The organism is Bacillus sp. I-2, assembly GCF_001974945.1.
GTDB lineage: Bacteria > Bacillota > Bacilli > Bacillales > Bacillaceae > Bacillus > Bacillus safensis.
The window spans coordinates 1-22,954 of sequence record NZ_LZRW01000022.1; the positions used below are offsets into that span (position 1 = coordinate 1).

Consider the following 22,954-nt stretch of genomic DNA (forward strand, 5'->3'; position numbering starts at 1 on the left):
CCATGCGGTTCAAGGAACTATCCGGTATTAGCTCCGGTTTCCCGGAGTTACCCCAGTCTTACAGGCAGGTTACCCACGTGTTACTCACCCGTCCGCCGCTAACATCCGGGAGCAAGCTCCCTTCTGTTCGCTCGACTTGCATGTATTAGGCACGCCGCCAGCGTTCGTCCTGAGCCAGGATCAAACTCTCCGAGGTATGCAGGATGCATATCACACATGCGTTGCTACACGATGTAGCGAACTTAGCATGTGATCATTTCCTGCCTCGCCAGTTTGACTGACTACCTATGAAGTATCATAGGATTTTTTTATAAAAACTCGAATTAACAGGTACGTTTTGTCTTGTTTAGTTTTCAAAGATCATCTTCGTCGTCTCTCAGAGGCGACTTTATCAATATAACATTCTATCAAGATAAAGTCAACAACTTTTTTCTTAATGTTATTTATCAACCGCGCTGTTTCAGCGGCGAATACAAATATAACACCTTTTGAAAGAAGAAACAAGTATTTTTTCTAAATAATTTATTTTTCCTTATCTCTTCCTATATATTGATACAAATGCTGCTTATCTCGGGAATTGTCTATTGTTGATCCTGCAGGTCTTTAGTATATTTATAATAGATTGAAACTTAATAACCGCAGGGGGAGCTTTGTGCTGAGAGTGAACATTCGTTGTTCTGACCCTTTGAACCTGTCAGTTAATACTGAAGTAGGAATGTGGAATCACTTGAATACATACGGTGTATTCAAATCGATATGTTTTTCTATGAATAACATACTCATCCTTACACGGTCTCTCCTTGCTCAATTCATGAAAAAGGAGATTTTTTTATGCAGCAATCAAATCAATTGGTACGACTGATGGAAATCGCAATTATGACTTCACTTGCACTTGTATTAGATTACTTATCAGGTCTCTTTTTAAGAATGCCCAATGGCGGTTCTCTTGCGCTGATTATGATTCCCGTCATTCTCATGTCTATTAGATGGGGAATATCTACCGGATTTATCATCGGTGTGTTAATCGCAGGTCTTCAGCTGATGAATAGCCCGATCATCGCTACACCTGTTCAAGGATTCCTCGATTACTTCGTTGCATCTGTTGTTATTTCTTTAAGCGGCCTGTTTTCTGGACTGATCAAAAAAGCCATTCAGGATCAAAAGCGAAAACAGCAATTCTTCTATATTACCCTAGCTGTTTTTGTTGCTAGTTTCTTCAGACTGCTGACGTTCTTTATTTCTGGCGTCGTTTTCTTTTCTCAATATGCACCGAAAGGAACACCAGGATGGGTCTACTCTTTAATTTATAACAGCACATATATGGTTCCTTCATTTATTATTTGCAGTATCGTTCTTTGCATACTCATCCCAAGTGCATCCCGTTTGGTTTTTCCTCGTCAAAAATAACCGGCTGATTACAGCTGGTTATTTTTTTATGCATAATTTACCGCTCTATGGAATCTATTAATAATAGAAGATTTCATGCTGGAGGTACGACAATGAATCCTTACTCCATTATGCTTTGCTGTTATATTCTCAGTCTTGCTTATTTCTTGGCAGGTTTCTATGAAGCTTTAAAAATAGCAGGCGTGAAAGGAAAAGTAGAAGCTTCACCGTTTATTTCTTACATGTTGCTTGCTGTACTTTTCACTTTTTTCTCTCATTATTACTGGAAGCTGACGATTTAATTCGTTGTACATGGTTATTCAATATAGACAGCTCCCACCCATATCCTATTTCATTATGGTTCTCGCCAGCCAGCTCGAACTGGCTGGTAACGACAAAATGAGGTTGAAGCTTTTGATAAAATTGTTTTGCCGAATTTTGTTCAAACACCCATAGCATCAACTTCTGATACCCTTTTTCTATTAAATAATCGACACCTTTAGCAATTAAAGCAATACCCGCCCCTGATTTCTGTTTCTGTTGTAATAAATAGATGGCATATAGCTCTCCATCATATGTAGAATAACGTTCGTCACGTTGTTTTCCGAAAGAGGCAAAACCAAATACGCCATCCGCATCTTCTGCGACAAACGTGCCTTCAAGCGATCTTTTTCTCCAGCTCTCTTCCTTCTCTGCAATGTTTAAACCATCTAAATACTCCTGCGAAATAATCCCTTGATAAGTCGTCTGCCAGCTTTTCACATGTATTTCGGCGATTTTTGGAATATCTTGATGTACAGCATGTCTCACCTTCATCCGCGCCACTCCTTTTAGTTTTTTTCACCCTATCTTCATTATGATAAATTCCTATTATATAAAATTCAATGACCGACGTTTTGTCAGCATACCTTTTAATGATTACAGAAAAAAGTGACACCTTCTGATAGAAGGTGTCTTCTTTTGATTTTATTCTTCTATTTGACGATCAGCGATTTCTTTTTTTCTTGGCTGTTTGATTTCATTGGTTAGTTCTTGGATGCTTTGTTTCACATTGCCTTTGCCAGAGAAATTCTCAATAATTTCTTTGACATCAATCCCAGAGGATGCTTTCAGGCTTTCTTGCAGACTGGACATGAGATTTGTGGCATAGCCTGTAACTTTATTGGCACCGCTGCCTTCTCCGTTACCGCCCGTATCCACAACAGTAATTTTATCAATGTTAGAAAGTGGTGCAGATACTTGCTTCGCATATTCAGGTAGCATTTTCACAATCATATCAAGAATCGCTGCCTGACCATACTGTTCGAATGCTTCCGCAATTTTCTCTTTCGCTTCGGCTTCTGCAAGTCCTTTTAGTCTAATGACTTCTGCTTCTGTTTCCCCTTTTGCACGATCCGCTTCCGCTTTGGCAAGCCCATCAATTCGGACTTTCTCAGCTTCTGCTTTTGCCATTGCTTCAATGCTGTATTTCTTGGCATCTGCTTCAGCGAGGCGTTTCGCTTTTTCCGCGGCAGCCGACTGCTCAACAGCATAACGGTCCGCATCTGCTTTCTTTTTCACTTCAGAATCGTATTGACGTTCACGACGCTGAATCTCTTTTTCTTCTAATTCAATTTGTTTCTGACGCTCAATGATTTTGACTTGCATTTCTTGTTCAGTTACGTGCTGACGGTTACGAGCTGTTTCTAGATCGTACGCTTGGTCAGCACTTGCTTTTGCTGTATCCTGTTCACGTCTGAATTCTGCTCTTTTCAGCTCATTAATCTTTTCTGCTTCAGCGATTTCAGTAGCACGCTCAAGCTCAGATTTCTTCGCATCTTTATCTGCTTCGGCACGTTTGATACGTGTTTCTTTATCTGCTTCAGCTGTTGCAATATCTGCATCGCGTTTTACTTGGGCAATTCTTGGTTTACCTAGAGATTCTAAATAGCCATTTTTATCACGAACATCTTTAATCGTAAACGATACAATGACAAGACCCATTTTCGCTAAATCTTGAGAAGCGACACGTTGTACTTCTTGAGAAAATTTCTCTCTGTTTTTATAAATCTCTTCGACTGTCATTGATCCTAAGATGGAACGAAGGTGGCCTTCTAATACTTCTCTCGCTTCGTTTTCACGGTCTTCTTTTGTTTTCCCTAAAAATTGCTCTGCAGCAGTCGCGATTTCTTCAATCGATCCGCCAATTTTAATGATGGCCGTTCCATCCGCCATGACCGGTACACCTTGTTCGGTATAGACTTCAGGTGTTGAAACGTCTAGCTTGCTAGATAGTAAGCTGAGCGGCTCTGCTTGTTGAAAGACTGGAAGTACAAAGGTACCGCCGCCTCTCACAATCTTAATCTTGTTTCCACCTTCATCCACGTGGACATTTTTACTTCCTAGGTAACTTCCTGTGACGATTAATGCTTCATCTGGACCTGCTGTCCGGTATTTAGAAACAAATACACCAATAAGTGCAATAAGAATTACAAGCACAATTCCAATGATCACTAAAATAGTTGTTCCTGGCATAGCATTCCCTCCTAGATTTCTTCATTTGGTATAACAGATAAGACGCCTTTGTTCACTTCGACAACTAGCACACGGGTTCCATATGGAATCTCCTCTTGGTCGAAACTGACAGCTGGCTTTGAGATTTTCCCGCTATTACTGATTAACAGCACTTCTCCAAATCCGTCTTTTGGAACAGATACAATGATCTCCCCAGTTCTTCCTTTTAAATCGGCTTCCGTATAAGAGAGAGATTCTTCAGCAGAGGAAAGCGGGACTAATACAAATACATTCAAACAGGTCACAAGGATCACTGCGAGGATGGCAGATAATACTGCGCCAAGTCCACTTCCTACAATTGCTGTTTTTTCAGAGATAAACCCTCCAGCCGAGAAAAAGGTAAGAAATGCGAGGATCAATGTTGGTTGAAGGAATGGAACAGGGATCGCTTCAAACAATCCATCAAATACATCGCCGAAAAAGACGAAAACAAGTGTCAGGATTCCTGATATCATCAATATGTATAAATACAGCGTCTGAAGAGGCAGCCCGAACACATCCAACTTCCTCACCCTTTCATCATGAAATGAACATCTTTTGTTTCATTTAGACCACACTCACCTCCAATGTATTCCTTCTAACAGGTAATACGAACCACTTTTGTAAAGGTTTCATATTTCATCACAATTCTTCAAAGGGATTTTCGGATAGCTCAAGAATGATTGTCATGTACCATTATGTTAAAATTTGACCTTGAGGTGATGAAGAAAATGAGTTTATTACATGAAGCGAGACAAGAATTGTGGCACGAGCTGCAAGGTTTGAGCGAAGAACAATTGAACCAAAAATTATCTGATGATACTTGGAGTATTCAAGAGGTAGCAGATCATTTAAAGAAAATGGACCTAGTTGCAGCAAAACATCTAGCTGCTGAGGGTAAAAAAGCACCGATTAAAGAATATGAACCAAAGCCGGTAGAAATGGCAGAGGACCGTTCGAAAAAAGCCACTGCGCCTAGTATTGTTGAGCCTGAGCGCAAGCATGTAACACCTACACATTTAAAGGATGAGCTCGATACTGCACGTGAGCAGCTCAATCAAATTTTATCAACATTTACTGAGGAAGATTTCAAACGCGTCATTGCACACCCTGTGTTTAAAGAGCTATCCCTTAAGCAATACCTTGATTTTATCGGCGCACACGAAAAACGCCATATTCATCAAATCAAAGAAATTAAAGAACAACTATAGACATAAAAAAGACTCCCTTTTGGGAGCCTTTTTTCATTGTTACACCGTTTTAGGTGTTAACTCAAAGCAACGAGCATAAATCCATTTGTACGCTTTTTCGTTTAAATCTCTTGGGTTTCCAACTGTTTGCGGATCTTTCATCGCTTCTTTAGATAAACGATCAATCATATCTTTTGATACACCTTGTTCTTCTAATGAAGGAACTTCTAAATCCTCCACTAAATCATACATCCAGTTCACAGCTGCTTTGGCTGCTTCCTCTGTTGTCATTCTGCTTGTATCAATCCCAAACGCTTGCGCAATTCGAGCGAATTTTTCCGGATACCCTTTCCAGTTATACTCCATCACTGGTCCCATCATCGCTGCAACACACTGACCGTGAGCGACAGGAATAATACCTCCGAGTGTTTGACTCATCGCATGTGCAGCTCCAGCTGATTCACTTCCATAAGAAAGCCCGGCAAGCATCGCAGCTTGTGCCATTCCATATCTGGCTTCTAAGTCCTCGCCATCAGCAAAGGCACGGCGAATATAATGAGCAGCATATTCAATTGCCATGAGCGCTACCGCATCTGTAATCGGCTGAGCAAATTTCATCGTATAGCATTCAATCGCGTGAGCAAGCGCGTCAATTCCAGTCATTGCTGTCACATGAGGCGGCATGGACACATGAAGCTCTGGATCAATTACTGTTAGATGAGCTGCAATGAGAGGTCCACCAGTATTGAATTTGAATTCTCTTTCTTCATCAGTAATAACCGCCCACTGCGTTACCTCGGAACCTGTACCAGCTGTTGTCGGAATAGTGGTTAAAGGAGGGATTCTGTTTTCTAGCGGTTTTTTTCCCTCTGCTGCTTCGTAATCAAGGACTGAACCTTCATGAGTTGCCTCTACTCCGATTGCCTTTGCTGTATCCATTGAACTGCCGCCGCCTACTGCGACTAATCCATTACAGCCTTCTTTTTCATATAAAGCAGATCCTTCGCTCACTAGACGGACTGGCGGATTTGGCTCTACTTTATCAAATAGAACGACATCGATTTGCGCTTCTTTTAATGAAGCAATGACTGGGTCCACCACGCCGGCTTGATAAATACCAGGGTCTGTTACAAGCAATACCTTTGAAACGCCGTATGCTTTCACTTCTTCCCCAACATGTTTCACTGCACCAATGCCGTGTTTGATAACAGTCGGAATTTCAAATGTGTGGAATTTCTGCATGCTTTCAATTTTCATATTTAGTGTCATAAAGAATCTCCTCCAAATGCGTAATTTTTATTTAAACCAATGAACCGCTTCAGGTTTTGTATTTCGATATAAGTGCTTCAGTTCGGTATATTCTTCAAGTCCCGTGCGTCCTAATTCGCGCCCAATGCCTGATTGCTTGTAGCCACCCCAAGGTGCTTGAGCGAAATAAGGGTGGAAGTCATTGATCCAAACTGTGCCTAATCTTAATTGTCGAGCCACTCTTTCGGCCTTGCTGATATCAGAAGACCAAACAGCTCCTGCTAAACCATAAATCGTGTCATTTGCCAGCTTGATGACTTCTTCCTCTGTACGGAAGGATTCGACTGTCAGGACGGGTCCAAAGACTTCTTCCTGTACAATCCGCATATCTGACGTGCAGCCTGAGAAAATGGTCGGCAAGTAGAAGAACCCATTTTGCAGCTCCTCTGCGTCAGGTCTTTTTCCGCCTGTCTCTAACTTAGCGCCTTCTTCTAAACCGATGCTGACGTATTTTTCTACTTTTTCTCGATGCTCAGCTGAGATGAGCGGCCCGCTCTGGGTGTCTTCATCAAAGCCGCTGCCTAGCTTGATTTTTTTCGTACGCTTCACCAGTTCTTCTAAAAATTCATCATGAATAGATTCTTCCACTAGCAAACGTGAACCTGCTGAACACACTTGCCCTGCATGGAAAAATACAGCATTCATTGCCTGGTCAACCGCTACGTCTAAATCAGCATCTTGAAACACAATATTCGGATTCTTTCCGCCAAGCTCAAGGGCTATTTTTTTCACATTCCCGCTGGCTCCCTGCATAATTTTCTTCCCTGTTTCAATACCGCCTGTAAATGAAATCAGATCTACTTGATCATTTACAGCAAGCTCATCACCAACGGTTGCCCCAGGTCCAAGCACAAGGTTTGCAACGCCTGCTGGAACGCCCGCTTCTTCCATGAGTTTAAATATTTTTATTGTGGTGAGTGGTGTGATTTCACTTGGCTTTAGAACGATTGTATTTCCCGCCGCAAGTGCAGGAGCGATTTTCCAGCTTGCTTGAAGCAATGGATAGTTCCAAGGAGTGATTTGTCCGCATACACCGACAGGCTCTCTGACTAATTCACTTTTCGAGTTTGAAATTGGTGATGCAATGATTTCCCCGCCATCTTTATCAGCCAGACCTGCGTAATATTGGAACACGTTCGCAATATCGTCCATATCTGCTTTGCTTTCCTCTAATGTTTTGCCAGTATCAAGCGATTCCAATTTGGCTAATTCATCAAGATCACGTCTAATCAATTCAGCTATCTTAAACACAATATTTCCTCTTTCAAGTCCAGGCATGTTTGCCCAGTCCCCTTGATCGAATGCTTTTCTCGCTGCTTTAATGGCTAGCTGCGCGTCATTTCTAGATCCTTCGCTGACTGTCGCGATCACTTCTTGATTGAACGGATTGATGATATCTCGCGTGTCGCTACTTTTAGCGCCAACCCATTGTCCGTCTATAAATAGTGTTTGACTCATAGAAGGAACCTCCTCTGATTCTCTTTGATAAGTTTGTTAAATAAAAATTTAACGTTTTGAACATAATTAACTTATCATGTTCAAATTTTTCTGTCAAAGGGAGATATGCTTCATTTATTTTGACATTTTGTATTCTTTCGTTAACATATAGTCCATAAAGATTTTTTTGAACGGATTGAATTTTCTTAATAGAAAGCAGGGACAAAATGAAAAAGCAGGAAAAACCGCAAGCAGAAGATCGTATTTTAGCTGCTAAAGATCTAGTCATTGATTCCATAGCTGAAACGATGGATCTCTATGGCATTACACGAAGTGCAGGTATTCTATATGGGACAATGTATTTAAATGAGGAAATGACGCTGGATGAAATGCGTGAAGAGCTGCAAATGAGTAAGCCCAGTATGAGTACTGGTGTGAAAAAGCTGCAAGACATGAATATTGTCAAAAAGACGTTTCACCGGGGCCGAAGAAAACACAGCTTTGTTGCGGAAAAAGACTTTTTTAAGTTTTTCACGAACTTCTTTCCGCAAAAATGGGAACGTGAGGTCGAGGTCAATTTAGCGGCAATTGAAGAAGCGCAAGAGCAGCTTCAAGAGGTGGCGCGTGATGATCAGCTGGAGGAACATATAAGAGAAGAAGCGCAGCAGCTCATTGAGCAGCTTGAAAGCTCAAAAGCCTATTATGACTGGCTGAGACGATTAGCCCATTCTGTTCATTCTGGTGAAATTTTTGACTATATTCCGATTGAACAGAAAGAAAAATAGACGATGTGTTTATGTTTTACAGCTTGAATTTCACAGGAGGATTGATTATAATAAATTATGTCGTCATACCTCGGGGCATTAGCTCAGCTGGGAGAGCGCTACGCTGGCAGCGTAGAGGTCAGCGGTTCGATCCCGCTATGCTCCATACGAAAAACCATTCTTGTAAAATCAAGGATGGTTTTTTATGTACATATCTCTTACAGTTCTGTTTGTTCTTTGTTTTTTCTTAATACCTTTATGATGCGGTATGTGATCACAGAAAGATAAGTTAGGATGAGAATGATTGTGTAGGACACAGGGAAATCGCTCGTCATTCCGTGATAAAAGAAATAGATGAGCAGCACTGACAGCATGATGATCTGGAACAGTTCTTTTTTCATTTTTCTCTCCTCTCAAAATAGTGATTTGGCCGATTATATCACAAATGAAGTCAATTTTAGTTAGCTATCAGCAAGGAAGCATTTCCTCACTTGCTGATAGCTTTTTTTATAGATCATCACTTCTTCTGTAGTTGTTCGATTTTGTTCTTCGTCTTCGGTCCGTAAATTCCGTCTGCAGCTAAGCCGTTCATGAGCTGGAACCGCTTGACCGCATTCGCCGTTTTTGGTCCATAATAGCCATCAATCCCGTTGTTTTTTGCCCCTTTGTCTGGGTAAAAATAGAGGGAAGATAAGGCTTTTTGCACGGCTGTGACTTGAGGGCCTTTTGTCAAGGGCTTGGTGACTTTTAAAATGCCAGATGGCAGGTTTGACGAATTTTGTCTGGGAACGGGTGCTTTGTGGCTCAAGCTTTCTGTCTGAACTGGTTTTCTTGTGCTTTTGCTACCGGTATGTGCTGTGGCTATTCCAGCTTTAAACTGATCCCATCGTCCGAGAAGTTTCCTTGGACACTCTTTCCCGCTCCAATGTTTATGAGGCACTACATTTGATAAAGGAATTCCGAAATCTCCCATCAGCTTTCGAATGAGCCATTGGGCATTTTCGACTGCTTGTTCAAAGCTGCCGTCTGCATTTTCACAAATTTCAATACCAATTGATTTCATATTGCCGGTGCCTCTGCCATCCCCTGCGTGCCAGCCGTTTTCGTTTAACGGTAAATGCTGATAAATCACCTTATCATCAACGGTGTAATGCCAGCTCACCCCGGTACTTGAACGTGCAACAAATGCTGCATGACTGGCTGCATTAGCACCTTTTGCACTGTTAGACGTATTATGCACTGTAATATAGAGCGGCTTCATTGTTTTTCCTGGTCTGTTGCGATGTTGTTTTGGAATCAATGCTTGAATGATTTTTACCATGTCGTTTCTCCTTCAAGTATTATTTTGTTAGCCCTCTTTGTTTCAGAGCATCTTTTTGTAATTGGCCTTTGTAGGTCACATAATTGTTTTTAAACCAAGCTATTACCGCTGTGACCATAGTAAAAATCGTAGAACCTGCCACATAAAGTGCTTCACCTGCGGTTTGTACTTGCTCCTCACTAATCGGCAGCACCGTCTGTCCAAACATGACAAGCGTTTGATTGATCAGAGCAATAAAAAGAAGCACTGTGCGAATCACAGTGCCTTTGTCGAATGTTTTCATGATCTTTCCTCCTATTTTAAATTTCGTTCTATTTTGTCGAGTTTGTCGATCACGACATCATACTTTTCACTAAACTTTGCTAACACTTCATTTTGTGCCTCGATTTGTGCATTGAGCTTATTTTCTCGTTCCTTCGTTGTGTTGAGAACATAAAACAGAATCCAGCAAAAGAGAACGGCAAAGGGGCCTTGTGTCATTAAGTTCTGTACGACATCTACTTCCATTGGAATCACCTTCTTTCCGGCAAAAAAATAAAGCCATTAGGCTTCGTATTTGTCTCCTGTTATGTCTTGATAGTCATCTGCCGAGATCCAGCCGATGCTTACATAAAATGCAATGTCCTCTGGGCCGTAACATTGCCAGTCCCAAAATTGTTTGATATCTGCTACAGTTGGAAACATCATTTTGATTCAGCTCCTTTAAAGATAGCAAATAGCTGCGTTAAATGATCCAGCCATAAGTATTTTCACTAAAGACTGATAAGACCCTCATAGAACTTTTTGTAGGCAGATCGGGGTGTGCTTCATGAATATACCAAGAATGCACGCCAGGTAATTTGATAAGTTTATCTAAAATACTAGGATCGTTTGCATTAATTCTTTCATAAGCTTTTCCATCGTCAGCAGTGATTTTAGATAGTTGTCCTGCGTCCCATTTGTTTTTTTCATTTTGTGTCGGCAATTGGAGCCAGTTAATTCCGACGTCATTCACATGATAGGAAAAACAAAATGCATTGCCTGATGTGTCAATCGCGATTCCTACGCCAATATTATTTTGACCTACAAGCTGAAAGCCTCTTAATGCAGCATTACCTATAGCAGGAGAATCGACTACTCCAGAACCTCCCGGAGCATAGAACGAGCAGGCACCTAACGATTTAATCCCGTTATAAATACTGCCGCCAGCAGGGATATTCACCAACTGGGACCCGTTATCATTTGTCATTTTATATAACTGAGATTGATCCCATTTATGCTTTTCTGTTACAGATACATGAGATGTTGCATCATTTTTGTGTTGATTGATTTGATCCAAAAGTCCAACATCATTTTCAAGAATAACCTTGATCATGTCATTAAACAGATCTGCATGGGCTTTGTCACTGACTTTAAAAGAACGAGGTGTCTTTATCTCCATGAACATTCTCCTTTTATATTTCAGCTCTAAATATTGATTTTATTCACCTTGTGCTGAACTTAAAACCAAATGTAATAAACTCAGTGGGATTGGCGTTATTTGAAGATGATTGTACACATACATTACCCTCTTTATCTATTAAGGTACGATGGAATTGTGGTACTCCTGGAGTCCCTATACTAGAAGCGACTCCTACAAAATGCATTGCCTGTTTCGGCCGATATTCTTCAGGCAAATTAAACACTGCATTATTTCCTAATGTCCCACCTTTTACAGCTCCTACTATCTCAACTTCACCTAGGAGATTCTTGCGATATTTTACTGGTAAATTAATAGGGTCATATTCCTTCCAATTGCTTTTAATCTCTTTAGGTGTTTCCCAAGATCCTTCTAATAAATCTGATAGCGTGATTTGCTTCTCCCATGGTGTCCATGATTCTGCATTGTGTTTAAGAACTCTAAAGTATGTGTTCTTCCCATAAACAGATTCGTATGCTATTTGCACTAATGTACTGCCATAACTCATGACCAATAAAAACACTCGATTAAAGGATGATGGACCGTTTATACCTTGGTTATAAATGAGGTACATTCCTGTCTGAGTGAGGGTGTTATAGTCTGTTTCGCTAGCAAATCCATGATAAATGGGCTTTCCATTATCTTGTGTGATTTTTACTAATTGACCGTTATCCCATCTATTCATATCGCTTTCTGTAGGCAGCTTTGTCCATGAAATCGATGTATGTCCAGCATCATAATAGAAAAAATAAGCATTACCTGACATATCAATCGCAAAGCCAGATCCAATATTTTCTTGCCCTACTGTCTGCAGCCCTCTTATTGATACATTCGGTAAGGCAGGTGAATCCTCCACGCCAGCAGCTGCATAAAATGTACATGTTCCTTTGTCTTTTATCGCATCAAATATGCTTTCCCCGGCTGACACATTGATAAGCTGTCTTCCACTATCAGCCGTGATCTTATAACTCTGGGATTCATTCCATTTTTTCTTTTCTGTTTCAGATGCGTGTACTCCGCCATCATTTGTATGTTTTAAGAGATGCTCTAATAATCCAGTATCATTTTCAAGTAATACTCTGACCATGTCATTAAACAGATCTGCATGCGCTTTATCATTCACGTTAAATGGTTTTGGTTCTTTTATTTCCATTCGGTTTTCACTCCCTTGCCTTGAAATTTGGTTCAATCTCTTGCAGCTGCTCTAAAGTGAGTATCCTTTGCTCGTATCCTGCATTTAGATCTTCCATTGAACAATCACCTAGTTCAATTGCCTGTTTGACCAATCCAGGTGTCACCCATTTGAAATATAATGCCATTACCCAATAACTCATCTATCACTCTCTCCTTTAATGAAAAGGATCTCATTTTTTAGCGCTTTTAGTTCGTTTGATAGAAGATCACATTGATGTTCAAGCTGTTTTCTCATCAGCTTTTCTTTTGCTACTTCTTGTGCTAGATAATCTAGCGGGAGCGGTGGTTGATACCTTGGATTGGCTTGTGATTCCTCCCACCATTTTTTCAACTCTTTCTCTGTTGGTTTGGGCACATCAAGATACCATTCATCTATATACGAACCAGCACCGTCATTTCTTAGTTCAAAATCCTTTTGCGGATCCGCAGCGGGATATTTATATTTAATGGCTTCATATAAAATCATCAAAACCCTCCTATACTCGCGGGAAATTTCGGCCGCCTACTTCTGTAATGTCAAAATAGTTGTACCAGCCTGAGTTATCTGATATATAACGACTAACGTCTCCGTCATACCCTGCGTACATGTAAATTTCTAAATAATCCCCTTTATTAGCCGGTACATTGGCAGAACCATAAAGTCCCATACTAAAGCTCAACGTATCAGATGGGCTTGTCGGACTTTGTCTTTGATGTGAAATATTTTTATATCTTTTTCCATTTAAATAGATCGATAATTCAAAGTTTGCATACCGTTGAAAGCTTTCAATATACACACCAGCATTCACTGAATACATTCCGTTTTCAGGGCAGATGAAGCGATTATTTTTGATATCAAAATTGTTATGACTGTCTTTTATCTTTCGATTAAAAAGGACTTTTTGATACTCTCCCTTGGTTAATAACTGCTTCCCAGTTGTACCTATATTGGCATGACAGAACCCAGAGAGTTTATGCCACTCGGTCCACCCCGACCCAGTCCACCAATGACGGCACCACGTACCTGTGCTATCAAAATAGCTGCCTGCTTCGTTTCCAGTCCCATAATAATATTGAACAAATCGAAAGTTACTATATTTTTCATTTTTCACAAAGCCGAATCTTGTAGGGTATCCCGTATCATTGGCTTGACCAATATCCATGAATGTAATACCTATTGGATATTCCTCGCCGCTGACTGTTGCATCTTGAATGGCTTGATCCCCTGTTAGTTTGAATAAGCTTTCATTTGTGATCCCTGCTATTTGTTTACTAAGCGCATTGTCATTTTCCACAAGTGTGTCGACCATCCTGTTAAACAAATTGGCATGTGCTTTGTCAGAGGTTTCAAACGGTAAAGGTGATTTTATGTCCACTTCATTTCTCCTCCATCAATAAATATCATCAATCTCAAAAACAAATTCGATGTCGCCGTCTTTTTGTTTGTCTGTCATGGTGCGGATGGCGGTGAATTTGCCTTCTTCGTCGACAAGTGCTAGTTCGTTGATCACTTCTCCTGCCAGTTCTCCTTCGGCGATCGTGCAGGTGTAGCGGATTTTTGCTGGTTCCATGAAGGTAAATGAATCAATATTTTTTTGAACTAGTTCTTTTTTTAGTTTTTGTTCAGTGCCGTCTAGTGAGATCGGTTTTCCATCCTTCGTTCCCCCATTTCCAAATGCCATTTTGACGACTTTTGTGAGTTTTGTTCCTTCGGCTCTTGCCTTTGCCATTTGTTGACGTGCATACAGTGTTGTTACGGTTAATTGATCAGCCATTGTGATCCTCCTTATAAATCTATTTTTTTAGAAGTTGCTGCTAGCATTTTTGATCCGTCCAGCGGAACAGATCCATCGAGAATCCAGTAATGATCCTTGATCAGTAAGCTTCCATCTTGCTCAGTTTGGACATGTACTGGCAGACGGAACGTCATCTTCTTCTTTGTTTGATGCTGGAGCTGATTTTTTGTGCGTAAAGTCAATGCCGCTCCTTGCTTCGTTTCATGTACCGCTCCAGTCATGACATAGTTCATGCGATATGCTGTTTCTGACTGATGTTGAAGCGGCATTCTCATGTTTAATGAGTGCCGAAAACGAGCAGGCACATCCGTTGTCCCTCTTGTTCCGCTGAGATAAAACGTACCATTTAAGACAAATTCACCATTGAGTAAAATGGGGATATGATCGAAAAAACCCACTCTGCTGCGCAGTGTGAGCCTCCCGTGATGATCATTTTTTTCATGTACGTCGGTATGATGAAAAGCCGTGAATGTATAAGCCAAGTGTGCAGGTTTTAACGTTTCAAGTATTTCTACAATATATCTCGTGTTTTGCAGATCATCTAGGTTCACACGTAAGGCGAAATGATAGCGATTGGTTGTGAGACGGATGACAGCACTTGGATTCTTGAGAAAGCGATTGACTGATTTCTCTAATGAAAGATACGTGATTGGCGGAATATTTGACATCATATTGAGTAAGCGTGCCCTGCGCAGTTCAATTGAATCATCTGATTCCCGCTGCACCTTCAGCATTCTTTCCCATCTATTCAATCCCCATGTCGCTGTTAAAGGAAAGAACTGATCCGTTAAGTCGAAAATAGATTCGTCCAATCCCTCAAATTCCGGTGCCTCTGTCTTGAGCAGGTGATCAACTTCATAAATCTCTGTAAAATATGGCGGCAAGTAGTTTTTCATTTCATCCTGTTTGCTCAATAACCTTCACCTGCCTAAGACGCGGAATCTCAATGTCCTGTAATACTAAGTTTTTCGACTCCCCATTCAATAACACATCTGCATAATCTGACACACTTTCTGAATGGTACAGAATATCATTTAAGGCGGACATTCGAATGGTACTCTTTTCAAATGCGATTGATTTCAACAGCGTCTTGACCTTTTCTTCTATTTCTTTCTGAGCTCCTTCAAGGGTCCAGTCCATTTGAAGTTCGACAGCCACTTCTATGTCGATATCCAGCCATTTGGCGCTTTCAACGGTTGCTTTTGAGCCTATAGGCGCTTGTCCTTCTCCTTCACCTGGCACTGGGTCTATATATTCCTGTACCCTTTTGACTAGAAGGTCTGATGCAACATCTAGATTGCCATCTGTGATGACAATTTTGACTGTCCCTTCTCCGTTCCAAAGCGGGAACACTTTCGCTCTGCCAACACCAGGCACTTCCTCAGCCCATTTTTTATAATGCGCCCTGTTGGCGCTGACAGCCTCCCGCCTCGCACGTATTAAATATCGATCATATAAAGAAGCGTCATCTTCCTCCTCTTGACCTGGTATTACCAGTTCTTTCATCTTAATCGATTCAAGTCCTGGAATTGTATCAAGTGACAGCAGCGGCTGATCTGTTAATTGAACATTGCCGGCTTTACCAGGTGTCTCGCATTCTAGCGTACCATCCTTCGAATACTGGAAATAAACGTCTTCAATAAAAAAACGTGAGCCAGCTGGAATGTTGATACTGTTGGGCTGAATGACCGCTGACCAAACCGCTTTAGTGGCTGGTTTTCTTTCGATCCCTACTTCAGCAGCCCGCCGATCTAGAAACTCTCCTTGTGCTGTGTCTGCAAAGACCAGCTCAAACACTTGGTCAAGCCAAATATAGGACTGGGCCAGTTCAGCGGCAGCAGGTGCCAAGGCATTCCAAATGACGCTGTTTTCTCTTTTATCTATATCATCTGGCAGTCTATCCAGCATTCTTTCCATTAATGCTTCGTACGTCTGTTCCTCAAACATCGCCCTCCATCACCTCCTCTATTTCTAATGTGCCCTCATCTGTGACAATCGCTAGTTTGACATGAAACGAGTCATTTTGTTTTGTGACCTCTAACTCTTCAATATGATCAATCCGTTCGTCAACGAGCAGTGCTTCCTCTAGCAGCCTTGGAATCTCCATTTCTTTGTATTCATCCGTAGCTTCTGTATCCGTCAACAGCTCCTGAATTTCAGTGCCAATGTCGTGGCTGTAGATAGGATGTGCATACCGCTCTGTCCTAAGTGTCATATAAATGAATTGCCGGATTGCCTCAATACCTGAAATGGTTTCGCCTGTCAGTCTGCCAGTTTCAAAATCTATTCGATACGTCGTTGAGGTTTCGACCTCTTCATCTTCTTCTATTTCCTCGATTTCTTCCTCTGGTGAAAGTGCCACGTTCATCACCTCCCTTACAATTTGTCGATGATGTAAAAGGATTGGCCTCCTGCCATTGCAAGCACCATAATACTGTCTCCCCTTTTCAGCTCATCATCCTCACCCTTATTTAAGCGCTTCGGCCAAATCAGTAATTCTTCTGGAATGATCAGCTTATGATTTTCATTTAATCGGATGCCGAGAGGGGAAACTGCCGTGACTTCTCCGATAACAAGATCAATTGGAGATGCTGCGTCTACTGCATTCACTGCTAATCGTTTAATCGCTTCACTTAATCTCACGCTTGATCACCCTTTGGCATGGAATTCTTCTCAACAACATCAATGGTCATGGTGTGTTTCACCCCACTGAATTCATGTTTGTCTTGATCGATCCAGTAAGTTTTTTTTACGTTGATTTCAGGAATTTTCAAATAGATTGGGAGACCGCTTTGCAGCTCAGGAATTCCTAGGGCTTGTATGCTTTTGACTTCTTGTTTGACGCCTTTTTTCTCTGCCAGCCGTACTTTGGCTCTTTTTTGCAGCTGCGGCTGGTTGATTTGCCCTGTGACTGTCTCAACATGCTGTAAAATACCGTATTTATTCTGACCGGCTTTATCCTGTTCAATCACCACAATCTCGGATTTACTGCCTTTTTTCTTATTCTTCCCCTGTTCATCAGCAGACGTACGCATCTTGACACGAGTGGCTGTCTCTTCAATCGAGGTGCTGTATTGATAGCTGATGAGATTAACGCCTGATTCAATGACCCATACGTCCTCTGGATCAGGCCAGGCTCTCAGCCCCATCTTGCCTTTAGCAGAATAGATTTGATAGTTTCTTCCTGTTTGCCGCTTCGTTTCTTTCAATGCTTTCAATATCATGTCATACAAGCTTGTATCATTTTTAAACACTAGTGATTTTATGACATGTCCTGTATTGGCGATGGAGGTCATTGGAATTTGAAAGTCAGCTCCAATCCGCCTTAAGATTTGATCTGCTCTTTGATTTGAAAAAACATAGACATCTTGGTTTTTCACCAAATATTGGAGCATATCGTATGCAGTAAACGTCAGCTTTCCTTCAACAGGCGTCCGGGAAAAAACAATGCCTCTAAACAGCTCTTTTCCTTTCCATTTAAAAAGAACCGTGTCCCCTTCCGAGACACGGTAATATGTTTGACTGCCTTGCTTTGTGATAATATTTGCCTGAATTGAGCGAGGGGCTTGATACCTTTGCCCCTGAAGTGTCACACTCTCTGTGACAAGCTCATACATGGTGCCGCTTCTGATGGCAAAAAGCTCGATCAATGCCAGCCCCCCCTATTGTGGTATTTTTAACCTTTGTCCAGGGAAAATCCAATGCCCCGGCTGCTTAATATTACGTCTGCTACGTTTAATCATCACTAATTTATTGGCATTCCAAATACGCCGCCATTTTGTACTGTCTCCATAAAACCTGCCAGAAATTGCCCATAGTGTATCCCCTTTTTTGACGGTGTACATTTTTGGTGGTGTTTTTGAAGGCCGCTTCTTTTTCGTTTGTTTTGCTTTTTTCTTTCGTTTGATTTTCCTAGGCGATGCGGTTTTATATTCCTTTAACTCAATCGTAAATTCACGATCTCCAATATCATATGACCCTTCCTTGTGGGTGAAGCTTTCAATGCTGCACGTCATATTGATTTTTGTTCCAGTTACAATCAACCGCACGGATTTCTTTGAACGCATCATTCGTTCAATTTTCGCGATCGCATTCTCTGGTGATGGAATGCTTTTATATTCAGCAATCGGCGAATATTTCTTAGGAAATAATGAGGTGAATGATACTTGTTTCGCCGATGGTACGTCAATAAAGGTCAGTTCTCCAAAAGAGGCGACCTTTACCGTTTCATTTTGTACGTTATTTGTGATTTCGAGTTCGGATGGAAGGACAGGGAATCGCAACTTGTCCTTTCCTTGGGAAATCCACAATTGATACACTGATTTACCCATCAATTACGACCCCCTTCGTTCCTGTATGAAGCTCTACTTCCAGTTCATCTACAAGCATTTGTTTAATTTTTTCGACTAGCGATTGCTGGTCTTGTCCATTATGGAAATGCTGATCTCCATTGAACTGAATCGTGATTTGTTTATTACCTGACGGTGTTGTACTGCCAGTAGTCTGAGCTGAGGTGACTTGCTGCATCTGTGCTTCCGGTAAAGGAGCAGATGCATTTGATGGATCATATACTTGCATCCCAAGTGCCTTGGCTGCCTGCGTCAATAAATACCTTCCGCGAATGCCTCTTTCCTCAGGAATAATCCATTCGCGTTTATTTCCTTCACCGACTCTAGCAACCTGCTCTTGAGTAATCAGTCCGCCATTTGCGTAGCCTTTATAAGGGCCGCCTCTTCTCATACTTCGTAATCCCGGTGTGTTGAAGACTGTTCCATATCTGCCCTTAATGTAGTTAATGGCTGCTACGGCATTATGAATTGGGTTCCAAATGTCATTCATGCCTTTGCCTTTATTGGCGTTAAACGTCGTTCCAATGGTTTGCATTAAGCCTTTAGAAGGGGTTCCCTTTTTAGCGTTGGAATCCCATAAGTTGATCGCTCTCGGATTTCCATTTGATTCATGCTGCGCGATGGTCATCAGACCTGGAAGCCAGTTCATAGATGTGCCAGTTGCCATCAGAGCTGCCATCAGCCATTGCTGAACACTAAGACCTGAAGCCCCCATCCCGCTGAAGGCACCAATCAATGAACCAGCCTGATTTTCAGCAAATTTTTTCACATCAACTGAGTCAAGCCCTTTGACGACACCGATCGATGCGAATTTTCCAAGACTCATCATGACGCGTGAAGGGGAATGAATGTCTAATTCCTCTCTAAACGCCTGTTCTACTTTCTTCGCCATATCTTTGGCTGCTTGCGTGACTTCGCTTCCTTTGGAACGCATGCCGCTGTTAAAGGCGTCAATCATTCCAGAACCCCAGCCTGGTGATTCTTGTTTTGCTTGCAGGAATGGTTGTTTGATGTTTTGATCTACGTATTGGCTCGTCCCAATTGATGTGGCATTTTGGCCTGCTGCAAAACCACTCACCGTTCCAGAACCCCAAGTTGGTGATGCTGTCATGACTTGTTGGTAGGGTGCTTTTACACGACTTTGTAAAAAGCTATTTGTTCCTGTTGGTGTCATCTGCTGACCGTTTGCAAAGGCAGAAACCGTTTGCTGACCATACTTTCCTGAGTCTGATGTCAATTGACCAAAAGGCTGCTGAATATTCTTTTGTTTCCATTGATCAAGAGAGATGACTTTACGGTTTAACCCTTGTTCAAAATCGTTATTAAATTGCTCGCCAATGCTAGAGGCTTGAATGTTCGCAGTCATCGAGACCGATCCGTCTATTGAACCGACAGAAGATGATGCAGCTACAGCTGTAGGAGCTGGAGAGCTTGATACTTGATTTCCAGCTGCTCCGCTTGGCATAACAGACATTCCAAGTTGAGAAGCAGCCTGAGCAAGCAGCATTTTTCCGCGTCCTCGGTTATTTTGAGTTGGAATAACAAATTCGTTACCAGCTTCACCGACCCATGATAAGGTTGGCTGGGTGATATAGCCGCCTGTGGCTTTTTTATCAGGGGTTCCAAAGACATGTTTCAATATAAAATCAACCCCACCGCCAGCCTTATCAAAAATCTTTTTGACCCAGCCAAACGCTTTAGAAAACCCATCACCAATAGCTTCTGCTACTTTTACAATTGGCTTTTGAATGTTGTCCTCAAACCATTTGGATAATCCATCCCATATATCTGTCACGACTTTATACGCTTCTTCAAACTTTTTACCGAAACTGTCTTTAATGGTTCCTACTGTATCTACAAGTGGATTCCACACATTTTCCATAAACCATGTCGATACAACTCCAAAGATTGATTGTATCTTTTTCCATGCATTTGATAATGCTGTCCAAATCCCTGTAGCGACTGTAACAACTGTGCTGCTTAGTGGCGTCCAGACGTTCTCGATAAACCAGCCTGCGACTGCGCTGAACGTTTCTTGAATCCATGTCCAGGCATTGACTAGGCTTGACCAGATGGTCGTGGCTACTGTAACGACTGTACCGCTTAACGGCGTCCAGACGTTCTCAATAAACCAGCCTGCGACTGTACTGAATGTTTCTTGGATCCATGTCCAGGCATTGACTAGGCTTGACCAGATGGTCGTGGCTACAGTAACGACTGTACCGCTTAACGGTGTCCAGACGTTCTCAATAAACCAGCCTGCGACTGTACTGAATGTTTCTTGGATCCATGTCCAGGCATTGACTAGGCTTGACCAGATGGATGATGCTACTGTGACAACCGTATTGCTTAATGGTGTCCAGACATTTTCTGTGAACCAAGTCGCAACTGTTGACCAAACTTCAACAATTTGGTCTTTGATTTCAATGGCTTTTTGGCCAATCTTTTCAAATCCGCCGCCATCAAACCATTTTCCGATCGTTTCACCGATAGATTCGCCGCCCATACTTCCAGCGATGCCGCCTACTAGACCACCGATGGCTGTACCTACTCCTGGAACTACGCTTCCAATAGCTGCACCTGCTGCTGCACCTGCCATCCCGCCGGCGATACCGCCTCCAGTCGTACCGATCTTTTCACCAGCATTCTCTTTTTTCATACCGATTAAATTTGTTGCGCTAAGTAAACCACCTAGAATAGGTACTTTCTTTAATAATTTACCGCTCCCTTTACCGATATTTTTCACCGCATCTCCTAGTCCACTTAACCCCTTGCCACCTTTCATTAGACCCGTAAGTCCGCCAACTGAAGCTGCGATACCCGCACCTTTCTTTAGTCCACTAGGGATTTTTCCAAATAATTTACCTGCATTTGATTTCAGTTTCCCTAATTTACTTGGAGGCCTTCTATTCATTTCGGTTCTTGATGTGGCATTTGGATTTGTTGATCGTCTCGGTGAACGGCCATTTTTCGCTTTAGTAGATCCTCGGCTGCTTATACCTCTTGCACAACAAGGGCAGCAACTACTGCGAAACAAACCTTTTCCACCTCGCGGCTTAGGCTGCGTTTTAGGAGCCGAATTAGATGGTGTTGATGTTGGTGCAGTTGTCGGTGCTGTTGTTGGTGCTGTTGTTGGTGCCGGAGTGGTACTGTTGTTTTCACTTGATGGATCACTTGTACCAAAGAGGCGATCTAATCCAGTCTTCACCAATTGATCTAGTTTTTCTTCAGGATTAAATTTAATCTTCTCTTTAATTCTTCCGATCACATCTTGTTTGTACTCTTCCATTTTATTTTCAACCCAAGGAAGTGCTTTTTCATCCCAAAACTTTCTAGGACTCAATTTCTCCTTCACTTTGTCTGCAACGTCACCCGCATATTTTTGAATTTCATTTAATCCTTTATTGGCAAAGTTTTGGAGCCAACTCTGTTTAGGTTCATCCGTTTTAACTGACGGACTAGCAGTCTCAGGATCTTTTTTTATGGTTTTTTCTTTCACAACAGACTCTGCCTGATCTCGTTTTTTCAACTTACTTTTTGCATTGTCTTGAACAGACACTCTGATTTCGTGTTTGGACATTGTCAAGCTTTTGAGCGTCTTTTTGATTCGTTGAATTGCAGCGGTGGCTTGGTCAACCATGTTTAATCTCATATAGTACGTTCTGTTGATGAGCTGAAGGATTGATTTTTTAATCGATGACATTTTCGCTGACAATTGATCGTTTAGTTTAAACGTCAGCATAATGGGACTTGTCCCCATTTGTTTCAAACGATCTATGCTGGATTTAATGACATCCAGCCCCTTCGCTTGAAAGGATATGACCAGATGATTTGGAATCATATTTAACTGATTGTTCAATGCTTTTAGATCCCGATAGATTCCTTGATCCAGCCTCATAGAAAATCCTGAAACTTTCCGCAATGATAAAGTGAGGTTTCTTAATTTCTTTTCATCCATTTCCAGACTTATTTTCACTGGTTTTCTAAATGGTTTGAGCTGCTTCTCAAATGTTTGAAATCGTTTTTGAATGCGTAATAACTTCTTCGATACCCGGTCTTCTAATTCAAATCGTGCTGTAAGTTTCGCCAATTATTTACCTCCTTTCTTTGCTTCTTTTTCTAGCATGTCTAGCTTGTAGCTGATGAGTCCGAAAAGGAATGCTTTGAATGGTCTTGGTGATTCGTATAATTCCAGGAGTTCAGATGGGGAGTAGTGAAGCTCGTGCATTGCGTAATATAAAAACACCGCTTCTTTGTCCC

The 22,954-nt window shown here is 41.6% G+C and carries 28 protein-coding genes, 1 tRNA gene, 1 rRNA gene and 1 riboswitch; of the genes, 5 read left to right on the plus strand and 25 right to left on the minus strand.

Features of this window, described 5'->3' with window-relative positions:
- A 16S ribosomal RNA gene (locus BAE31_RS06285) occupies window positions 1-196 on the minus strand; the annotation flags it as partial.
- Window positions 197-631: 435 nt separating this feature from the next.
- A riboswitch (TPP riboswitch) is annotated at window positions 632-733 on the plus strand.
- 98 nt (window positions 734-831) lie between these two features.
- Between BAE31_RS06285 and thiT the strand changes: the two genes are divergently transcribed.
- Window positions 832-1,407, plus strand: coding sequence for an energy-coupled thiamine transporter ThiT (gene thiT, locus BAE31_RS06290; RefSeq protein ID WP_076839858.1), 576 nt, complete (start codon window positions 832-834; stop codon window positions 1,405-1,407).
- Window positions 1,408-1,499: 92 nt separating this feature from the next.
- A complete protein-coding gene (locus BAE31_RS06295) occupies window positions 1,500-1,688 on the plus strand; it encodes a hypothetical protein (RefSeq protein ID WP_076839860.1) in 189 nt (62 codons plus the stop codon).
- On the opposite strand, the gene BAE31_RS06300 is transcribed toward BAE31_RS06295, so the two are convergent.
- From BAE31_RS06300 to BAE31_RS06310, 3 genes are all read right to left on the minus strand, one after another.
- Window positions 1,648-2,202 (minus strand): GNAT family N-acetyltransferase, encoded by a 555-nt coding sequence (locus tag BAE31_RS06300; RefSeq protein WP_076839862.1) that lies wholly within the window; start codon window positions 2,200-2,202, stop codon window positions 1,648-1,650. The genes BAE31_RS06295 and BAE31_RS06300 overlap by 41 nt on opposite strands.
- A 150-nt stretch (window positions 2,203-2,352) precedes the next feature.
- A complete protein-coding gene (locus BAE31_RS06305) occupies window positions 2,353-3,900 on the minus strand; it encodes a flotillin family protein (protein WP_024423234.1) in 1,548 nt (515 codons plus the stop codon).
- A gap of 11 nt (window positions 3,901-3,911) precedes the next feature.
- Window positions 3,912-4,442, minus strand: a complete 531-nt coding sequence (locus BAE31_RS06310; RefSeq protein WP_034284306.1) for an NfeD family membrane protein — start codon at window positions 4,440-4,442, stop codon at window positions 3,912-3,914.
- A 207-nt stretch (window positions 4,443-4,649) separates the two neighbouring features.
- Here BAE31_RS06310 and BAE31_RS06315 point away from each other — a divergent pair, with 207 nt between their 5' ends.
- Entirely contained in the window at window positions 4,650-5,129 is a 480-nt protein-coding gene (locus BAE31_RS06315; RefSeq protein WP_024423236.1) for a DinB family protein, read from the plus strand.
- A gap of 39 nt (window positions 5,130-5,168) precedes the next feature.
- Here the strand turns inward: BAE31_RS06315 and BAE31_RS06320 are convergent, their stop codons facing one another.
- Window positions 5,169-6,377 carry an iron-containing alcohol dehydrogenase gene (locus tag BAE31_RS06320; protein WP_076839863.1) on the minus strand — a complete coding sequence of 403 codons (1,209 nt, stop codon included), beginning with the start codon at window positions 6,375-6,377 and terminating at the stop codon, window positions 5,169-5,171.
- 27 nt (window positions 6,378-6,404) lie between these two features.
- A complete protein-coding gene (betB, locus tag BAE31_RS06325) occupies window positions 6,405-7,874 on the minus strand; it encodes a betaine-aldehyde dehydrogenase (protein WP_076839865.1) in 1,470 nt (489 codons plus the stop codon).
- A 206-nt stretch (window positions 7,875-8,080) separates the two neighbouring features.
- Between betB and cudC the strand changes: the two genes are divergently transcribed.
- On the plus strand, window positions 8,081-8,638 hold the full coding sequence (cudC, locus tag BAE31_RS06330) for a choline uptake/conversion transcriptional regulator CudC (RefSeq protein WP_076839866.1): 558 nt from the start codon (window positions 8,081-8,083) through the stop codon (window positions 8,636-8,638).
- A gap of 72 nt (window positions 8,639-8,710) precedes the next feature.
- Window positions 8,711-8,783, plus strand: a tRNA-Ala gene (locus BAE31_RS06335).
- Window positions 8,784-8,835: 52 nt separating this feature from the next.
- Here the strand turns inward: BAE31_RS06335 and BAE31_RS06340 are convergent.
- From BAE31_RS06340 to BAE31_RS19450, 19 genes are all read right to left on the minus strand, one after another.
- Window positions 8,836-9,018, minus strand: a complete 183-nt coding sequence (locus BAE31_RS06340) for a hypothetical protein (protein WP_076839868.1) — start codon at window positions 9,016-9,018, stop codon at window positions 8,836-8,838.
- Between the two features lie 116 nt (window positions 9,019-9,134).
- The gene (locus BAE31_RS06345; RefSeq protein WP_076839870.1) at window positions 9,135-9,938 is read right to left on the minus strand and encodes a peptidoglycan recognition protein family protein; all 804 of its coding nucleotides are present in this window, start codon (window positions 9,936-9,938) and stop codon (window positions 9,135-9,137) included.
- 19 nt (window positions 9,939-9,957) lie between these two features.
- Complete coding sequence (locus BAE31_RS06350) at window positions 9,958-10,221, minus strand: phage holin (RefSeq protein ID WP_019743388.1); 264 nt, start codon at window positions 10,219-10,221, stop codon at window positions 9,958-9,960.
- Between the two features lie 11 nt (window positions 10,222-10,232).
- A complete protein-coding gene (locus BAE31_RS06355; RefSeq protein WP_012011023.1) occupies window positions 10,233-10,445 on the minus strand; it encodes a BhlA/UviB family holin-like peptide in 213 nt (70 codons plus the stop codon).
- 36 nt (window positions 10,446-10,481) lie between these two features.
- Window positions 10,482-10,625 (minus strand): XkdX family protein, encoded by a 144-nt coding sequence (locus tag BAE31_RS06360; protein WP_034624530.1) that lies wholly within the window; start codon window positions 10,623-10,625, stop codon window positions 10,482-10,484.
- A gap of 37 nt (window positions 10,626-10,662) precedes the next feature.
- Window positions 10,663-11,358, minus strand: a complete 696-nt coding sequence (locus BAE31_RS06365; protein ID WP_249895849.1) for a hypothetical protein — start codon at window positions 11,356-11,358, stop codon at window positions 10,663-10,665.
- Window positions 11,359-11,401: 43 nt separating this feature from the next.
- The gene (locus BAE31_RS06370; protein ID WP_024425890.1) at window positions 11,402-12,529 is read right to left on the minus strand and encodes a pyocin knob domain-containing protein; all 1,128 of its coding nucleotides are present in this window, start codon (window positions 12,527-12,529) and stop codon (window positions 11,402-11,404) included.
- 7 nt (window positions 12,530-12,536) lie between these two features.
- Window positions 12,537-12,710, minus strand: a complete 174-nt coding sequence (locus BAE31_RS06375; protein WP_024425891.1) for a phage portal protein — start codon at window positions 12,708-12,710, stop codon at window positions 12,537-12,539.
- Complete coding sequence (locus BAE31_RS06380; RefSeq protein WP_024425892.1) at window positions 12,707-13,036, minus strand: XkdW family protein; 330 nt, start codon at window positions 13,034-13,036, stop codon at window positions 12,707-12,709. The genes BAE31_RS06375 and BAE31_RS06380 overlap by 4 nt, the downstream gene beginning before the upstream one ends.
- 10 nt (window positions 13,037-13,046) lie before the next feature.
- Window positions 13,047-13,925: a hypothetical protein gene (locus BAE31_RS06385; protein WP_076839872.1), complete on the minus strand. Its 879-nt coding sequence runs from the start codon at window positions 13,923-13,925 to the stop codon at window positions 13,047-13,049.
- Between the two features lie 15 nt (window positions 13,926-13,940).
- A complete protein-coding gene (locus BAE31_RS06390; protein ID WP_041107568.1) occupies window positions 13,941-14,324 on the minus strand; it encodes a phage tail-collar fiber domain-containing protein in 384 nt (127 codons plus the stop codon).
- A gap of 11 nt (window positions 14,325-14,335) precedes the next feature.
- Window positions 14,336-15,259 (minus strand): YmfQ family protein, encoded by a 924-nt coding sequence (locus BAE31_RS06395; RefSeq protein ID WP_034624537.1) that lies wholly within the window; start codon window positions 15,257-15,259, stop codon window positions 14,336-14,338.
- Window positions 15,243-16,292: a baseplate J/gp47 family protein gene (locus BAE31_RS06400; RefSeq protein WP_076839873.1), complete on the minus strand. Its 1,050-nt coding sequence runs from the start codon at window positions 16,290-16,292 to the stop codon at window positions 15,243-15,245. The genes BAE31_RS06395 and BAE31_RS06400 overlap by 17 nt, the downstream gene beginning before the upstream one ends.
- Window positions 16,285-16,707, minus strand: a complete 423-nt coding sequence (locus BAE31_RS06405) for a DUF2634 domain-containing protein (RefSeq protein ID WP_024423252.1) — start codon at window positions 16,705-16,707, stop codon at window positions 16,285-16,287. Before BAE31_RS06405 ends, BAE31_RS06400 begins: the two co-directional genes overlap by 8 nt.
- A 14-nt stretch (window positions 16,708-16,721) precedes the next feature.
- The gene (locus tag BAE31_RS06410; protein ID WP_041107576.1) at window positions 16,722-16,988 is read right to left on the minus strand and encodes a DUF2577 family protein; all 267 of its coding nucleotides are present in this window, start codon (window positions 16,986-16,988) and stop codon (window positions 16,722-16,724) included.
- A complete protein-coding gene (locus BAE31_RS06415; protein WP_048237251.1) occupies window positions 16,985-17,995 on the minus strand; it encodes an XkdQ/YqbQ family protein in 1,011 nt (336 codons plus the stop codon). Before BAE31_RS06415 ends, BAE31_RS06410 begins: the two co-directional genes overlap by 4 nt.
- A 12-nt stretch (window positions 17,996-18,007) precedes the next feature.
- Entirely contained in the window at window positions 18,008-18,676 is a 669-nt protein-coding gene (locus BAE31_RS06420; protein ID WP_076839876.1) for a LysM peptidoglycan-binding domain-containing protein, read from the minus strand.
- Window positions 18,669-22,784, minus strand: coding sequence for a transglycosylase SLT domain-containing protein (locus BAE31_RS06425; protein WP_076839877.1), 4,116 nt, complete (start codon window positions 22,782-22,784; stop codon window positions 18,669-18,671). Before BAE31_RS06425 ends, BAE31_RS06420 begins: the two co-directional genes overlap by 8 nt.
- Window positions 22,785-22,922: a hypothetical protein gene (locus BAE31_RS19450; RefSeq protein ID WP_095357030.1), complete on the minus strand. Its 138-nt coding sequence runs from the start codon at window positions 22,920-22,922 to the stop codon at window positions 22,785-22,787.
- Window positions 22,923-22,954 lie beyond the last annotated feature (32 nt).

Bases quoted from the DNA above. Each gene is read 5' to 3' on its own strand.
- BAE31_RS06390 (WP_041107568.1), bottom strand. From the start codon at position 14,324: ATGGCTGATCAATTAACCGTAACAACACTGTATGCACGTCAACAAATG.
- BAE31_RS06420 (WP_076839876.1), bottom strand. From the start codon at position 18,676: ATGGGTAAATCAGTGTATCAATTGTGGATTTCCCAAGGAAAGGACAAG.
- cudC (WP_076839866.1), top strand. From the start codon at position 8,081: ATGAAAAAGCAGGAAAAACCGCAAGCAGAAGATCGTATTTTAGCTGCT.
- BAE31_RS06380 (WP_024425892.1), bottom strand. From the start codon at position 13,036: ATGATTTTATATGAAGCCATTAAATATAAATATCCCGCTGCGGATCCG.
- BAE31_RS06370 (WP_024425890.1), bottom strand. From the start codon at position 12,529: ATGGAAATAAAAGAACCAAAACCATTTAACGTGAATGATAAAGCGCAT.
- betB (WP_076839865.1), bottom strand. From the start codon at position 7,874: ATGAGTCAAACACTATTTATAGACGGACAATGGGTTGGCGCTAAAAGT.
- BAE31_RS06345 (WP_076839870.1), bottom strand. From the start codon at position 9,938: ATGGTAAAAATCATTCAAGCATTGATTCCAAAACAACATCGCAACAGA.
- BAE31_RS06320 (WP_076839863.1), bottom strand. From the start codon at position 6,377: ATGACACTAAATATGAAAATTGAAAGCATGCAGAAATTCCACACATTT.
- BAE31_RS19450 (WP_095357030.1), bottom strand. From the start codon at position 22,922: ATGCACGAGCTTCACTACTCCCCATCTGAACTCCTGGAATTATACGAA.
- BAE31_RS06315 (WP_024423236.1), top strand. From the start codon at position 4,650: ATGAGTTTATTACATGAAGCGAGACAAGAATTGTGGCACGAGCTGCAA.
- thiT (WP_076839858.1), top strand. From the start codon at position 832: ATGCAGCAATCAAATCAATTGGTACGACTGATGGAAATCGCAATTATG.
- BAE31_RS06300 (WP_076839862.1), bottom strand. From the start codon at position 2,202: ATGAAGGTGAGACATGCTGTACATCAAGATATTCCAAAAATCGCCGAA.
- BAE31_RS06375 (WP_024425891.1), bottom strand. From the start codon at position 12,710: ATGAGTTATTGGGTAATGGCATTATATTTCAAATGGGTGACACCTGGA.
- BAE31_RS06355 (WP_012011023.1), bottom strand. From the start codon at position 10,445: ATGGAAGTAGATGTCGTACAGAACTTAATGACACAAGGCCCCTTTGCC.
- BAE31_RS06360 (WP_034624530.1), bottom strand. From the start codon at position 10,625: ATGATGTTTCCAACTGTAGCAGATATCAAACAATTTTGGGACTGGCAA.
- BAE31_RS06365 (WP_249895849.1), bottom strand. From the start codon at position 11,358: ATGGAGATAAAGACACCTCGTTCTTTTAAAGTCAGTGACAAAGCCCAT.
- BAE31_RS06295 (WP_076839860.1), top strand. From the start codon at position 1,500: ATGAATCCTTACTCCATTATGCTTTGCTGTTATATTCTCAGTCTTGCT.
- BAE31_RS06350 (WP_019743388.1), bottom strand. From the start codon at position 10,221: ATGAAAACATTCGACAAAGGCACTGTGATTCGCACAGTGCTTCTTTTT.
- BAE31_RS06305 (WP_024423234.1), bottom strand. From the start codon at position 3,900: ATGCCAGGAACAACTATTTTAGTGATCATTGGAATTGTGCTTGTAATT.
- BAE31_RS06400 (WP_076839873.1), bottom strand. From the start codon at position 16,292: ATGTTTGAGGAACAGACGTACGAAGCATTAATGGAAAGAATGCTGGAT.
- BAE31_RS06340 (WP_076839868.1), bottom strand. From the start codon at position 9,018: ATGAAAAAAGAACTGTTCCAGATCATCATGCTGTCAGTGCTGCTCATC.